Raw genomic sequence first — 13,914 nt, forward strand, 5'->3', positions numbered from 1 at the left:
AGCTGGGAGAGCTGGCGCGGACCTTCGATCACATGGCCGGGCGCCTGCAGAATACGCTGACCTTTCAGCGTCAGCTGCTGCGTGACCTGTCGCACGAGCTGCGCACGCCGCTGAGCCGGCTGCGTGTCGCCGGCGAGCACGAGCAGGATATCGTCGCCCTGCGCCAGCGCCTGGAGCGTGAGGTCGACGGCATGGAGAAGCTGATCGGCGACACCCTCGAGCTGGTCTGGCTGGATACCGAACGGCCCAGCCTGCCGCTGGAGCCGATCGATATCGGCCGGCTCTGGGAAGTGCTGCGCGAGAATGCCGGCTTCGAGTCGGGCTGGGACATCCAGCGCTTGCCCTGCGATCTGCCAGCCGACTGCGTCGTGCGCGGGCACCTCAACGGCCTGGCGCAGGCGCTGGAGAACGTGTTGCGCAACGCGATTCGCCACTCCCCCGAGGGTGGGGTGGTACGCCTGAGCGGCCGGCGCGAAGGGGATCATTGGTGGCTGTGCGTCGAGGACCAGGGGCCAGGCGTGCCGCAACAGGCGCTGGAAGCGATCTTTCGTCCCTTCACCCGCCTCAACGCGGCGCGCCCAGGTGGCGATGGCTACGGCCTCGGTCTGGCCATCGCGCGCAGCATGGTGCAACTGCAGGGCGGCCAGTTGTGGGCAAAGAGCCCGGAAGCGGGGTTGCGCATCCATCTGCGTTTGCCGGCGGACCCTGGCGAGTCCGCACCTCAGCAGCAGGCGCCAGTGGCGGCCCGGGCGAATTCGGCGCTCGGTTGACTCACCTGACTGGGCTGCGCCAGCCGGTTATCGACCTGAATACGGCGACCGCCACGCGAACCCGGTGACGGCTTGACGATGCGTCTGTGCATGGACGTCCGCCCTGCGTGCAGGGCGGGTCCCGTCGCCTCAGAAGTTCTGCGTCAGGCCGAACACGTAGCGTCGGCCATCGAGGTTGTAGGCGAAGTCCTCATCGGTGGTGACCTCTTTGTTGGTGACGTTGTAGATACCGAACTTGAGGCTCAGGTCGCGGCTGGGTTTGTACACCAGGCCGACGTCGGCGAAGGTGTAGGCGGGGTAGGTCACGCCGTTGCTGCTGGAGCCGCTGGTGCCGGTCTGCCAGCGACCGGAGGTCTCGCCACGGTAGTTGATCTGGGTCCACAGGTTCAGTTTCTCGCTCGCCTGCCAGTCCAGCGAGGCATTGAACATGTGCTTGGCCACGTCGTTGAGCGGCTCTCCCTTGTACTGCCCGGACTTCTGCTCGGTGCTGGTGTAGGTGTAGCTGTGGCGGTAGGTGAGGTTGTCGAGAATCTGGTAGTCGAGGGTGAACTCGACGCCTCTCAGTTCGGCCTCGTCGACGTTCTCGTAGGCGGTATAACCGTACTGGTGGGCGGGGTAAGTGGTGCCGTTGTAGGTACAGGCGACGTTCTGGGCGCAGATGCGGCCGGTGCGGTTGATCTTGTCCTCGTAGTCGATCTGGTAGACGGTCAGGGTGCTGCTGAGGCCCAGGTCGAAGTTCTCGTAGCCGATCCCCAGTTCGCGGTTGACGCTGGTTTCCGGGATCAGATCGGGGTTGCCGATGATCACCCCGCCCCTCGAGGTGGCGCCGTAGTCGGTGGCGCTCTGGCGCAGGGCCGGCGCCTTGTAGCCGGTGGTCACGCCGCCCTTGAGGGTGAAGTTGTCATTCAGGCGATAGACCGCGTAGACCTTCGGGCTGAACTCGCTGCCATAGGCCTGGTTGTCATCGAAACGACCGCTCAGGGTCAGGGTCAGGGCATCGGTCAGGCTCCAGTTGTCCTCCAGGAACAGGGAGTTCTGGTAGCGATCCATCTCCACCACCGCGTTGGCGTCCGCCACCACCGGCTCGCGCAGCCCGCTGCTGGCGCCGTCCTCGAGCTTCTCGTACTTGTGCGTCAGGCCCGCGGTGAGGGCGTGCGAGCCGGCGAAGTAGGTCGCCTGCGTATTGGCCGTCAGCACGCTGTACTCGATGCCTTCACCGGTCGTGGCGTTCAGGCGGCTGAGGTTCTCGGAGTGGTCGTAATTGATGTAGCTGTCGCTCAGCAGGTTGCCGTAGCGGCCTTCGTGGGTGATCGCGTACGTGCGCTGGATCGAGTCGGTGAAGGTGGCGTCGTCCGCCTGCGGCAGGCTCTTGCCGGGGTTGGCCCAGCGCCGTTGGCGGCCCTCGTTGTAGTTGAAGGTGACGAGGTTCTGTTCGTCGATGTTCCAGCCCAGCTTGCCGCCAGCGTTGCTGCGTCTGTAGCGCGGGTCGGTGGCGCCGCTGTCGTCCTCCCCGATGAGGTGGCTCTCATCCTGGTGCAGGAACGAGCCATTGAGCTGCAGGGACAGCACATCGCGGATCAGCGGCGCATTCAGGTAGGCGCTGGTCTGGTAGCCATCCTCGTTGACGTCGTTCTTGCTGTCGGCCATCGAGTATTCGGCGGTGATGCTGCCACCGAACTCGTTGTGGATCCGCTTGGTGATGATGTTGACCACGCCGCCCATGGCGTCGGAGCCATAGAGCGAGGATGCCGGGCCGCGGATGACCTCGATACGCTCGATGGCCTCGATCGGCGGCAGGAAGTTGATCGGCGTGCCCGCCTGGGTGCCGTTCAGGCCGAAGGCGTCGTTGCCCTGCACCGGACGGCCATCGATCAGGAACAGGGTGTAGCCGGCCGTCATGCCGCGGATCATGACCGAGCGCTCGACGCCACCCCCGGCGATCTGCACGCCGGCGACATTCTTCAGCGCATCGGTGACATCGGTATAGGAGCGCTTTTTCAGCTCTTCGGCCGAGATCACGCTGATGCTGGCCGGCGCATCCTTGATGCTCTGCTCGAAGCCCGAGGCGGTCACGACCACGTCATTGAGCTTCACCTGATCGGATGCCTGCGCGGCGGCGGTCGTGGAGGCGACCGAGGTCAGTGCGACGGCCAGCAGGGTTTTCTGGAACTGTGGGTTGCAACGAGCAGTGAACGGGTGGCGCGTGCGTGACATGCGAATAGCTCCTACGGAAATCAGGATGGCCCGGGTGTCGGCGTGCTTGCAGAGCGACGGCGCGTCTCCGGCGGCGCAGGGCAGATCGTCCCGGCGGCTGTTCGGAGGCGTGACGCGATACGGGCGAGTGCTGCTTGGGGCGCCCATGTCCGGGCAGGTCTTGCCGCTGGCAATCTGCCGGTAAGCTGCGGACAGGTCGCAAATGATATGAATACTCATCTGCGAGTAAATGTGATTTACAAACTATACATTTGCACTTTGTAAATTCCGCGCACCCCGGCAGCCCTGCACGGCAGAGGGCCCGTGGGCCTGGTTCCGGCGAGGTGTAAATCCGAATGCGGCTCAATATCAATTGCGCAATCGCTGCTGTACCCTCGACGGCGCCTGGGCGGGGCGCATGTAGCCGAGGCGACGCCCGCATGCGGCGTACGCGCCCGCTACCTGTCCATTGCAACGAGGAGAGTGAGATGTCGTCGCTTCGCTCCGCCGTGACCCACCTGGTCGCCGCGTTCGCCCTGCTGGCCCTGGCGTCTGCCCATGGCGCCTATCCACTGACGGTCAATCATGCGCAGGGTGGCCTGACGCTGAACGAGGCTCCCAAACGGATTGCCGTGTTCGACCTGGCCACCCTGGATACGCTGGATGCACTCGGCGTGTCGGCGGCCGGGGTGCCGCAGATGGCCGGCCCCGAGTACCTGAAAGACACCTACGCGGGGCGTGAGGTGGTCAATGTCGGCACCCTGTTCGAGCCGGACTATGCCGCGCTGGAAGCCCTCCGCCCGGACCTGATCATCATTGCCGGGCGTTCCAGTGGCGCTTACGCGAAACTCGCGCAGCTGGCGCCGACCCTCGACCTGAGCATCGCGCCGGATGCCTTCGTCGCCGGGGTGCGGCAGAACCTGCGGCTGCTGGGCGACATCTTCGACCGCCAGGCGCGGGCTGCCCGGCTGGATGCCGAGCTGCAACAGGCGCTGGCGGCGACGCACGAGAAGAGCCAGGGGCTCGCTACGCTGACGCTGTTCACCGTCAACGATGCGCTGATGGTGCATGCGCCAGGCGAGCGTTTCGGCATGCTCGCCGAGGTGCTGGGCACGACGTCCGTTGCCCCGCCGGTCGACCCGGCATCCCTGCCGCAGGGCCGCCCGGCGCCCGGTTCGCCAGAGGCCATGCAGCTGCGCGAACGGCACAAGGCGCGCCTGGCTGCCGCCCTGCAGGCCGAGCCGGACTGGCTGGTGATCCTGGATCGCGGTGCCGCGACCGGTGGCGAAGGCAAGGCGGCGCAGACGCTCGCCGCGCACCCGGCTGTCGCCGCCAGCACGGCCTGGACCCAGGGCCGGGTGTTCTATCTCGATCCGGCCACCTGGTACATCGCCACGGGGGGTTATCAGGGACTGATGAAGACCCTGGAGGATTTCGCGGCGGCGCCGTGAAGCCAGCGCCTGCCGCTGCGGGCATCGGCTTCATCACGCCCTGACATGGATCATGGCGTGATGAAGCCACGGGTTCGGCGTATCATGACGCCCCTTTGCGTCAGTCTGGATTCGCACACCCCATGAGCCTGCAATTCCCCACCATCGCCGACTGCATCGGCAATACGCCTCTGGTGCGCCTGCAACGCCTGGCTGGTGAGACCAGCAACACCCTGCTGGTCAAGCTGGAAGGCAACAACCCGGCCGGGTCGGTCAAGGATCGTCCGGCGCTGTCGATGATCAACCGTGCCGAGCTGCGTGGCGACATCCAGCCAGGCGACACCCTGATCGAAGCCACCAGCGGCAACACCGGCATCGCCCTGGCGATGGCGGCGGCGATCAAGGGTTACAAGATGATCCTGATCATGCCCGACAACTCCACCGCCGAGCGCAAATGGGCGATGACCGCCTACGGCGCCGAGCTGATTCTGGTCAGCAAGGAGGAGGGCATGGAGGGCGCGCGTGACCTGGCGGAGAAACTGCAGGCCGAAGGCCGTGGCAAGGTGCTCGACCAGTTCGCCAACGGCGACAACCCCGAGGCGCACTACAGCGGCACCGGCCCGGAAATCTGGCGCCAGACCGGCGGAACCATCACCCACTTCATCAGCTCGATGGGCACCACCGGCACCATCATGGGGACCTCGCGCTACCTCAAGGAGCAGAACCCGGCGATCCAGATCGTCGGCCTGCAACCGCAGGAAGGCTCGGCCATTCCCGGCATCCGTCGCTGGCCGCAGGAATACCTGCCGAAGATCTACCAGGCCGAGCGTGTCGATCAGGTGATGGACATGGGCCAGGCCGAGGCCGAGCACGTGATGCGGCGTCTGGCGCGTGAAGAAGGCATCTTCTGCGGCGTTTCCTCCGGCGGTTCGGTGGCCGGCATGCTGCGCCTGTCGCAGCAGGTGGAGAACGCCGTGCTGGTGGCGATCATCTGCGACCGCGGCGACCGCTACCTGTCCACTGGCGTTTACGAAGAACCGACGAACTGATGGCCAGACGCAGCTCCAACCTGCGCTTCCAGCCCAGCGGCGGCAGTCGGGCGACGCAGGTACCGGTCGGCAAGAAGCAGAAACTCACCATCGAGCGGCTGGCGGGTGACGGTCGCGGCATCGCCTTCGAGGCCGGGCGCACCTGGTTCGTCAGCGGTGCCCTGGCTGGCGAAGAGGTCGAGGCGCGGGTGCTGAGCGCGCGCAGCCAGACCGTCGAGGCCCGTGCCGAACGCATCATCGCCGCCAGCAGCGAACGACGGGTCGCGCCCTGTGCGCATGCCGAGCGCTGCGGCGGCTGCAACCTGCAGCACCTGCCTCATGCCGAGCAGCTTGCCCTGAAACAGCGCACGCTGGCCGAGCAGTTGTCGCGCCTGGGTGGCGTGCAGCCGGAGGAGTGGGCGGCGCCGCTGGTCGGCCCCGAGCTGGGCTACCGGCGTCGGGCACGCGTTGCCGTGCGCTGGGATGCCAAGGCGCGTCAGCTGCAGGTCGGGTTCCGCGCCGAGGCCAGCCAGGAGATCGTCGCCATCGATGACTGCCCGGTACTGGTACAGCCCTTGCAACCCATTTTCCAGGCATTGCCGGCGCTGCTGCACAGCCTGGAGAAACCCCAGGCAGTCGGTCACGTCGAGCTGTTCAGTGGCACCGCCGAAGCCGTCCTGCTGCGGCATACCGCAGCGCTGACCGATGCCGATCTGGCCCGTCTGCGCCGCTTCTGTCACGAGCATGCCGCGCAGCTCTGGTTGCAGGGCGACGGGCAGCCACAGGCGGACGACGCGGCCGCCGAACTGGGCTTCGAGCTGCCGCGCTGGCAGCTGCGACTGGCCTATCGCCCCGGGGATTTCGTGCAGGTCAACGGTCCGGTCAACGAGGCGATGGTCGCGCAGGCGCTAGACTGGTTGGCAGTGCAGACGGATGAACGCGTGCTGGATCTGTTCTGCGGGCTGGGCAATTTCGCCCTGCCGCTGGCGCGTCAGGCTGCCGAGGTGGTGGCCGTGGAAGGGGTCGAGGCGATGGTGGCGCGAGCCGCCGCCAACGCCGCGAACAATGGCCTGGGCAATGCGCACTTTTTCCGTGCCGACCTGTCCAAGCCGCTGGCCGACGAGGCCTGGGCGCGCGGCGGTTTCTCCGCGGTGCTGCTCGACCCGCCGCGCGACGGTGCGCTGCAGGTCGTGCGCGGCATGCGCGAGCTGGGCGCCCGGCGCCTGGTCTATGTATCCTGCAACCCGACCACCCTGGCGCGCGATGCCGCCGAACTGGTCCGGCAGGGATACCGCCTGCGACGTGCCGGGATTCTCGACATGTTCGCGCAGACCGCGCATGTCGAGGCGATGGCGTTATTCGAGATAGCCGAGCCTTAGGTTCGGGACAAGGCGGCACGTTCGGTGTCGCAGGGATGTGCAGGATGCACGTTCTTTCAGTTAATCCGACCGGCTCAGAGAAGGCCGGCGACTGCTCGGTGCGGCGTATGCGCACCGTAGGGAAGGTAAGACGATGGTTCAGGTGAGAGCGCATCAGCCAGTCAACGATGACGGCAGCATCAATCTCGAGGCCTGGTTGGATCATGTCACCAGCGTCGACCCGGCGCTGGATCGTCAGGCACTGCACGAGGCCTGCGAGTTCGCCCGCGATCTGGAGCAGCAGGCCAACACCACCCCGCATCACTGGAGCGAAGGCGGCTCGACCTTCCGTGCCGGCCTCGACATCGCGGAAATCCTCGCCGATCTCAAGCTCGATCAGGATTCCCTGGTCGCCGCGATCATCTATCGCGGCGTACGCGAGGGCAAGATCACCCTGGCCGCGGTGCACCAGCGCTTCGGCCCGGTGGTGGCCAAGCTGATCGAAGGCGTGCTGCGCATGGCGGCGATCAGCGCCAGTATCAACCCGCGCGAATCGGTGGTGGTCGGCTCGCAGACGCAGGTGGAGAACCTGCGCAAGATGCTCGTGGCCATGGTCGACGACGTGCGCGTGGCACTGATCAAGCTGGCCGAGCGCACCTGTGCGATTCGCGCGGTCAAGGAAGCCGACGAGGAGAAGCGCCAGCGGGTGGCGCGCGAGGTGTTCGACATCTATGCGCCGCTGGCCCACCGCCTCGGCATCGGCCATATCAAGTGGGAGCTGGAGGACCTGTCCTTCCGTTACCTGGAGCCCGAGCAGTACAAGCAGATCGCCAAGCTGCTGCACGAGCGTCGTCTGGATCGCGAGCAGTACATCAACGACGCCATGGATCACCTGCGCCAGGAGCTGGAAGCCACCGGCATCAAGGCCGACATCAGCGGCCGGGCGAAGCATATCTATTCGATCTGGCGCAAGATGCAGCGCAAGGGCCTGCAGTTCAGCCAGATCTACGACGTGCGTGCGGTGCGCGTGCTGGTGCCGGAGGTGCGTGACTGCTACACCACGCTGGGTATCGTGCACACCCTGTGGCGGCATATTCCCAAGGAGTTCGACGACTACATCGCCAACCCCAAGGAGAACGGCTACCGCTCGCTGCATACCGCCGTGCTCGGCCCGGAAGGCAAGGTGCTGGAGGTGCAGATCCGCACCCACGCCATGCACGAGGAAGCCGAGCTGGGCGTCTGCGCGCACTGGCGCTACAAGGGCACCGACGTCAAGTCCGGCTCCAACCACTACGAAGAGAAGATTTCCTGGCTGCGTCAGGTCATCGAGTGGCATGAGGAACTGGGCGACATCGGCGGCCTGGCCGAGCAGCTGCGCGTCGACATCGAGCCGGACCGGGTCTACGTGTTCACGCCCGACGGCCATGCCATCGACCTGCCCAAGGGCGCCACGCCACTGGATTTCGCCTACCGCGTGCACACCGAGATCGGCCACAACTGCCGTGGCGCCAAGATCAACGGGCGCATCGTGCCGCTGACCTACAGCCTGCAGACCGGCGAGCAGGTGGAGATCATCACCAGCAAGCAGGGCTCGCCGAGCCGCGACTGGCTCAACCCCAACCTGGGCTACGTCACCACCAGCCGGGCGCGGGCGAAGATCGTGCACTGGTTCAAGCTGCAGGACCGCGACCAGAACGTCGCCGCCGGCAAGCAACTGCTCGAACGCGAGCTGGCACGCCTGGCGCTGCTCGGCGTGGACTTCGACAAGCTGGCGGAAAAGGCCAACCTGAAGACCGCCGAGGACCTGTTCGCGGCCATGGGCGCAGGCGATGTGCGCCTGGCCCATGCGGTCAACCTGGCCCAGCAGCTGGTCGAGCCGGAGCGCAGCAGCGAGCAGCTCGAGCTGATCCCGCGCAAGGCCCAGGGCTTCAAGCCGGGCAAGCGTGGCGATATCCAGATCCAGGGGGTCGGCAACCTGCTGACGCAGATGGCCGGTTGCTGCCAGCCACTGCCGGGCGATCCCATCGTCGGCTACATCACCCTGGGGCGCGGCGTCACCATTCACCGCCAGGACTGCCCGACGGCGCTGCAACAGGCCGGGCGCGAGCCGGAACGGATGATCCAGGTGAGCTGGGGCCCGGTGCCGGTGCAGACCTACCCGGTGGAGATCGTCATCAAGGCCTACGACCGCTCCGGTCTGCTGCGTGACGTGACCCAGGTGCTGCTCAACGAGAAGCTCAACGTGCTGGCGGTCAACACCCGTTCGAACAAGGAGGACAACACCGCCTCCATGTCGATCACCGTGGAGATCCCCGGCCTGGATGCGCTCGGCCGCCTGCTGGCGCGTATCGGCCAGTTGCCCAACATTATCGAGGCGCGCCGTCATCGCGCCAATTGAGCGGCAGGCCTCGAGCAACAAGCCGCAGGTGAAAGGTGGTCCGCCGCTTTCTCTTGTGGCTTGAAGCTTTCAGCTTGCCGCCCAGGAGTTTCCATGTACCAACTCGACGACCTGCTGCACCTCATGGCGCGCCTGCGTGACCCACAGTACGGCTGCCCCTGGGACCTCAAGCAGAGCTACGCGAGCATCGTGCCCTACACCCTGGAAGAGGCCTACGAGGTCGCCGATGCCATCGAGCGCGGCGACTTCGCGCATCTGCCGGGTGAACTCGGCGACCTGTTGTTCCAGGTGGTCTACTACAGCCAGCTGGCGCAGGAGGAGGGGCGTTTCGACTTCGCCAGGGTGGTCGATGGCATCACCGCCAAGCTGATCCGCCGGCACCCGCACGTGTTTCCCGACGGCGACCTGTATGGCGCGCCGGATGCAGCCAGGCTGCAGGAGGCGGCGGTCAAGCAGCGCTGGGAGGAGCTCAAGGCCGAGGAGCGCGCCGAGAAGGCCGCCGTGCCCGAGCAGCTGTCCCTGCTCGATGACGTGCCGACCGCGTTGCCGGCGCTGAGCCGCGCGGCCAAGCTGCAGAAGCGTGCGGCGCAGGTCGGCTTCGACTGGCCCGAGGCCCTGCCGGTGGTGGACAAGGTGCGCGAGGAGCTGGACGAAGTGCTGGAGGCCATGAGCGAGAACGATGCCGAGGCGGTGGCCGAGGAAATCGGCGATCTGCTTTTCGTCGTCACCAACCTGGCGCGTCACCTCAAGGTCGATCCCGAGGCTGCGCTGCGCGCCGCCAACGGCAAGTTCGAGCGGCGCTTCCGCTTCATCGAGCAGAGCGTGCGCGAAGCCGGACGGCGTCTGGATGGCTGCTCGCTGGAGGAGCTGGACGCGCTCTGGGGCGAAGCGAAGAGGCTGGAGAAGCTGGCGCCCGGTTGCTGATCGGGTATCCCGGCATGCATCCGGCCCGTGCGGCTGGAGCCAGGGCCGGTTAGCCATTATGCTGGGCGCTTCGAAATGGCGGTGCCGCGCGCCGCTGCAACAACATCATGTTCGGGATCTTTAGTCATGGGTCTTTCCCTGCGCGACCAGCTGCTCAAAGCCGGGCTGGTCAATGAAAAACAGGCCAAGCAGGTTGGCAAGCAGCAGCAGAAGCAGAAACGTCTGGCGCACAAGGGGCAGGCCGAACTGGATGACAGCACCCGCCAGGCGGCCCTGCAGGCGCAGGCGGAGAAGGCGGCACGCGACCAGGAGCTGAATCGTCAGCAGCAGGAGAAGGCCGAGCAGAAGGCCCGCGTGGCGCAGGTCAAGCAACTGATCGAGCGCTCGCGCCTGCCCAAGCTCGATGGCGAGGACTACTACAACTTCGTCGACGACAAGAAGGTCAAGCGCCTGCCGGTCAACAACATGGTGCGCAACAAGCTGTCCAACGGCTGGCTGGCCATCGTGCGCCACGGCGGCGGTTATGAAGTCATCCCGCGCGAGGCGGCGCTGAAGATCCAGGAGCGCGATGCCTCGCGCATCGTCTTGCTCAATACCCATGTCGAAGAGCCGGATGCCGACGATCCCTACGCGGCCTACCAGATTCCTGACGACCTGATGTGGTGATGCTTCGGCGTGGGGCGTCGGGCGCGTAGCGCTCAGCAGCGCTTGCCGCCCAGCAGCACACGGCCGAAGCTGGCGCCTGCGTCCTGCGGTGTGATCGCCAGCAGGCGATCCATGCGCAGGCGCTGTTCGCCGTCGGCCGTGCGCAGGAGCAGGAACTCTTCCTTGCTCGCCGCGGTTTCCGTGGTCAGCGCACGGCCTTGCAGGCGCGTGCCGTCGACCAGCTCCACGTCCAGCTGATAGCCATGCAGGCAGGCGATTTCCAAGTAGTCGTAGAGGTCGCAGGCCAGCGGTTGGTAGTCGTCCATCGCGTCACTCCTCGTGCTCTGCGCTGAGCCTAGCCGGGAACCGCCCGGGCGGCACGCTCTGCCGTCTTCTTCGCCATGAAAAACGCCGCGACCTGCAGCAGGTCGCGGCGCTCCGTCGGTGCCGGGTGGTTACAGCAGGGGAATGGTGTAGCTGACGATCAGGCGGTTCTCGTCGAGGTCGCCGATGCTCGCGTTGGAGCGCACCATCGCGTTACGCCAGCGCACGCCCAGGTTCTTCAGCGGACCTTCCTGGATGATGTAGCTGATGTCCACGTCGCGTTCCCATTCCTTGCCGCTCGCGCCACCCACGCCATCGAAGCCGTCGCCGGTCACGTAGCGGACGAACGCGCTCAGCCCCGGGACGCCATAGCTGGCGAAGTTGATGTCATAGCGGGCCTGCCAGGATTTCTCGTCCTTGCGGGTGAAGTCGAGGATCTGCAGGTAGTTGACGATGTAAGGATCGGTCTCGGAGAGGAAGGGGAAGGCGTTGTCGCCGCCGACCTTCTGGTAGCCCAGGCGGAAGGTGTGCGCACCGATGCCGGCCCAGAGGTTGACCGAGGTCAGGTCGTTGTCCACGTCGCCGCCAAGCTTGCGGCCGTTGTCCTGGGAATCGAAGTAGGCCAGGTTGGCGCCCAGCTTCCAGTCGCCGATGGGCTGCACGTGGATCAGGTTGTAGAGCTTCTGGTCGTAGATGTCTTCCAGCTCGCCGTACCACAGGCCGACGGTGGTATTGCCGCCGTTGAACTTGTAGTCGCCGCCGGCGAAGTTGTAGCGGTCGCTCTTGCCGCCGACGTTGCTCGCGGTGATGTCCTGGCTGTCGGTGGAGTTGCGGAAGTTCACTTCACGCAGCTGGCCGCCGTTGAGGGTCAGCCCGGCGAGCTCCTGCGAGGTGATCATGCCACCGGTGAACACCTGCGGCAGCAGGCGCGAGTCGCCGGAGGAGACGATCGGCAGCTTGGGCATCAGGCCGCCGACCTTGCCGGTGGTCTTGGAGATGCGCACCTTGACCGCGCCGGTCGCCTCGGAATATTCGTCCGGGCCTTCATCGCCGAAACCGTTGGGCAGCAGGTTGGTGCCGGCACGTTCATCCGAGGAGTCGAGCTTCAGGCCCAGGCCGGCATAAGCGTCCAGACCGAAACCCACGGTGCCTTCGGTAAAGCCTGATTCGGCCTTGAGAATGAAGCCTTGCGCCCATTCTTCGCGCTTGGACTGCTGCGCGGCGGTGGTGTCGCGCAGGTCGCGGTTCATGTAGAAGTTGCGCAGTTCGAGTGTGGCCTTGCTGTCACCGATGAAGTCGGCCTGTGCCAGGCCGGGAAGTGTGAGGCTGGCGCCCAGCGTGGCGAGGGCCACGGCGCGGGCGAGGGGAGTCTTGCTCATTATTGTTGTCTCCTCGTTGTTGTTATTAGCGGGCGGCCACTCTGTGACCGACCCGTTACGGCGCCATGAAATAAAGCACTTCGGTTATTCGGCGACTGTAAGACTTTAGTCTGGCGGGGCCTGGGGCCTGCCGGGGCTTTCAGGGCTGCGAGGCTCTAGCGCGTGGTGACGGGCGCCTTTCGCGCTTCGACCGCCGATCGGGAAAGCGCCGCTGAGTGCACGGGCAGCGAGAAAAAACCGCCAACCGTTGGTCGATCAGCCCTAAAGCTTGCTGCTGCGCGGCCGTTAAGTTCGGCAGATCACCTGCCTGGGTACCCGGCCATGAATCCTCTGAGCTCCTTCAACTCCGCCGCTTCACGCACCGCGCATGCCAGCCAGTCGGCCGCTGCGCGCAACAACGCCGCCGATGCACAGGCGACGCTGGCCAACCGTCTTGCCGACAAGCTGGGGCTGCAGCCCGGTGCGCTCAATGGTAAGCGTGACGACTACACGCCGGAGAAGGTAGCGGGGCGCGTGCTTGGCTTCGTCGAGCAGCGCCTGCAGAGCGAGGCCGCGGCCGGGGCTGATCCGGCCCGGCTGGAGCAACTGCTGGCGCAGGCGCGCGAAGGTATCGAGAAGGGTTTCGCCGATGCGCGCAAGATTCTCGACGGCATGGGCGTGCTGGGTGGCCAGGTGGCCAGTGACATCGATGACACCTACTCGCGTATCCAGGATGGCCTGGGCGATCTCGACAAGCGCTTTGGCGCGGCAACCCCGAGCACTGCGGACAGCGTTGCGGTCGCTGGATACAGCGAGCGTTTCAGCGCGCAGGCGGAAACCTTCGACCTGGCCATCACCACGCGCGATGGCGATCGCCTGCGCGTCTCCGTGGCGCAGGCTTCGGCCAGCTGGTCGCAAAGCAGCTTCGCCGCGGCGAGCGACGGCAGTTCCAGCAGCCTGGTGGCCAGCAGTCAGTCCGGCAGCCTGCAGATCGGCGGCTGGCAGGTCAGTGTGGAAGGTGAGCTGGACGATGACGAGATCAAGGCCCTGGAAAAGCTGTTCAGCCAGGTGCAGGACCTCTCCGACAAGTTCTATGCCGGTGATCTGTCCGGAGCCTTCGACCGCGCCATGGCGCTGGACATGGACGGCGAGCAGCTGGCATCGATGTCGTTGCGCCTGACCCAGACCAGCGTGCGCCAGGCCACCGATGCCTACGGCGCCGTGGGCGGGCAGGGTGCCAGTGCGGTCAACAGCGGCTTGCAGGACTACGCCCAGGGCCTGCTCGATGCACTGCGCAGCGCTGGCGACCTGGCTCAGGATGCCGGTGGCATGCTCAAGGATCTGCTCAAGGGGGGCTTCTCGCTCGACGAGCGCTTCGACCTGCCGCGCCTGGAGAAGGCCGACAGTCTCAACCGCAACCTGCTCGACGGCCTGCAGTCGCTGCTCGCCGGCGAGGCTGGCGAGAGTGGCGACGACGCGAGCTGAT

The 13,914-nt window shown here is 66.0% G+C and carries 11 protein-coding genes; 8 read left to right on the top strand and 3 right to left on the bottom strand.

Features of this window, described 5'->3' with window-relative positions; genetic code table 11:
* The coding region (locus EPK82_RS21300; RefSeq protein WP_134677935.1) for a sensor histidine kinase at nt 1-770 on the top strand (770 nt) is incomplete at its 5' end.
* A gap of 129 nt (nt 771-899) precedes the next feature.
* Here EPK82_RS21300 and EPK82_RS21305 read toward each other — a convergent pair.
* Entirely contained in the window at nt 900-2,984 is a 2,085-nt protein-coding gene (locus EPK82_RS21305) for a TonB-dependent receptor domain-containing protein (RefSeq protein WP_134677936.1), read from the bottom strand.
* 467 nt (nt 2,985-3,451) lie between these two features.
* On the opposite strand from EPK82_RS21305, the gene EPK82_RS21310 reads away from it, so the two are divergent.
* The 6 genes from EPK82_RS21310 (at nt 3,452) to EPK82_RS21335 (ending at nt 10,767) form a co-directional block, all read left to right on the top strand.
* Nucleotides 3,452-4,414 carry a siderophore ABC transporter substrate-binding protein gene (locus tag EPK82_RS21310; protein WP_134677937.1) on the top strand — a complete coding sequence of 321 codons (963 nt, stop codon included), beginning with the start codon at nt 3,452-3,454 and terminating at the stop codon, nt 4,412-4,414.
* A 122-nt stretch (nt 4,415-4,536) separates the two neighbouring features.
* Nucleotides 4,537-5,442, top strand: a complete 906-nt coding sequence (gene cysM, locus EPK82_RS21315; protein ID WP_037053597.1) for a cysteine synthase CysM — start codon at nt 4,537-4,539, stop codon at nt 5,440-5,442.
* Entirely contained in the window at nt 5,442-6,800 is a 1,359-nt protein-coding gene (gene rlmD, locus EPK82_RS21320) for a 23S rRNA (uracil(1939)-C(5))-methyltransferase RlmD (protein WP_134677938.1), read from the top strand. Before cysM ends, rlmD begins: the two co-directional genes overlap by 1 nt.
* A 133-nt stretch (nt 6,801-6,933) precedes the next feature.
* On the top strand, nt 6,934-9,177 hold the full coding sequence (gene relA, locus EPK82_RS21325; RefSeq protein WP_037053592.1) for a GTP diphosphokinase: 2,244 nt from the start codon (nt 6,934-6,936) through the stop codon (nt 9,175-9,177).
* A gap of 93 nt (nt 9,178-9,270) precedes the next feature.
* Nucleotides 9,271-10,101: a nucleoside triphosphate pyrophosphohydrolase gene (gene mazG, locus EPK82_RS21330; RefSeq protein WP_134677939.1), complete on the top strand. Its 831-nt coding sequence runs from the start codon at nt 9,271-9,273 to the stop codon at nt 10,099-10,101.
* Between the two features lie 126 nt (nt 10,102-10,227).
* Entirely contained in the window at nt 10,228-10,767 is a 540-nt protein-coding gene (locus EPK82_RS21335; protein ID WP_037053587.1) for a DUF2058 domain-containing protein, read from the top strand.
* Nucleotides 10,768-10,799: 32 nt separating this feature from the next.
* On the opposite strand, the gene EPK82_RS21340 is transcribed toward EPK82_RS21335, so the two are convergent.
* Together EPK82_RS21340 and EPK82_RS21345 are read right to left on the bottom strand one after the other, a co-directional pair.
* Nucleotides 10,800-11,072 carry a Rho-binding antiterminator gene (locus EPK82_RS21340; protein WP_037053586.1) on the bottom strand — a complete coding sequence of 91 codons (273 nt, stop codon included), beginning with the start codon at nt 11,070-11,072 and terminating at the stop codon, nt 10,800-10,802.
* 129 nt (nt 11,073-11,201) lie between these two features.
* Complete coding sequence (locus EPK82_RS21345) at nt 11,202-12,449, bottom strand: OprD family porin (RefSeq protein ID WP_134677940.1); 1,248 nt, start codon at nt 12,447-12,449, stop codon at nt 11,202-11,204.
* Between the two features lie 321 nt (nt 12,450-12,770).
* Between EPK82_RS21345 and EPK82_RS21350 the strand changes: the two genes are divergently transcribed.
* Entirely contained in the window at nt 12,771-13,913 is a 1,143-nt protein-coding gene (locus EPK82_RS21350; RefSeq protein ID WP_134677941.1) for a DUF5610 domain-containing protein, read from the top strand.
* The last annotated feature ends 1 nt before the right edge of the window (nt 13,914 follow it).

It is taken from the genome of Ectopseudomonas khazarica (genome assembly GCF_004521985.1).
In the GTDB taxonomy this organism is placed as follows: domain Bacteria; phylum Pseudomonadota; class Gammaproteobacteria; order Pseudomonadales; family Pseudomonadaceae; genus Aquipseudomonas; species Aquipseudomonas khazarica.

Excerpts from the sequence above, each read along its gene's own strand:
- EPK82_RS21305 (WP_134677936.1), bottom strand. The coding sequence starts at position 2,984 with ATGTCACGCACGCGCCACCCGTTCACTGCTCGTTGCAACCCACAGTTC.
- EPK82_RS21310 (WP_134677937.1), top strand. The coding sequence starts at position 3,452 with ATGTCGTCGCTTCGCTCCGCCGTGACCCACCTGGTCGCCGCGTTCGCC.
- cysM (WP_037053597.1), top strand. The coding sequence starts at position 4,537 with ATGAGCCTGCAATTCCCCACCATCGCCGACTGCATCGGCAATACGCCT.
- rlmD (WP_134677938.1), top strand. The coding sequence starts at position 5,442 with ATGGCCAGACGCAGCTCCAACCTGCGCTTCCAGCCCAGCGGCGGCAGT.
- relA (WP_037053592.1), top strand. The coding sequence starts at position 6,934 with ATGGTTCAGGTGAGAGCGCATCAGCCAGTCAACGATGACGGCAGCATC.
- mazG (WP_134677939.1), top strand. The coding sequence starts at position 9,271 with ATGTACCAACTCGACGACCTGCTGCACCTCATGGCGCGCCTGCGTGAC.
- EPK82_RS21335 (WP_037053587.1), top strand. The coding sequence starts at position 10,228 with ATGGGTCTTTCCCTGCGCGACCAGCTGCTCAAAGCCGGGCTGGTCAAT.
- EPK82_RS21340 (WP_037053586.1), bottom strand. The coding sequence starts at position 11,072 with ATGGACGACTACCAACCGCTGGCCTGCGACCTCTACGACTACTTGGAA.
- EPK82_RS21345 (WP_134677940.1), bottom strand. The coding sequence starts at position 12,449 with ATGAGCAAGACTCCCCTCGCCCGCGCCGTGGCCCTCGCCACGCTGGGC.
- EPK82_RS21350 (WP_134677941.1), top strand. The coding sequence starts at position 12,771 with ATGAATCCTCTGAGCTCCTTCAACTCCGCCGCTTCACGCACCGCGCAT.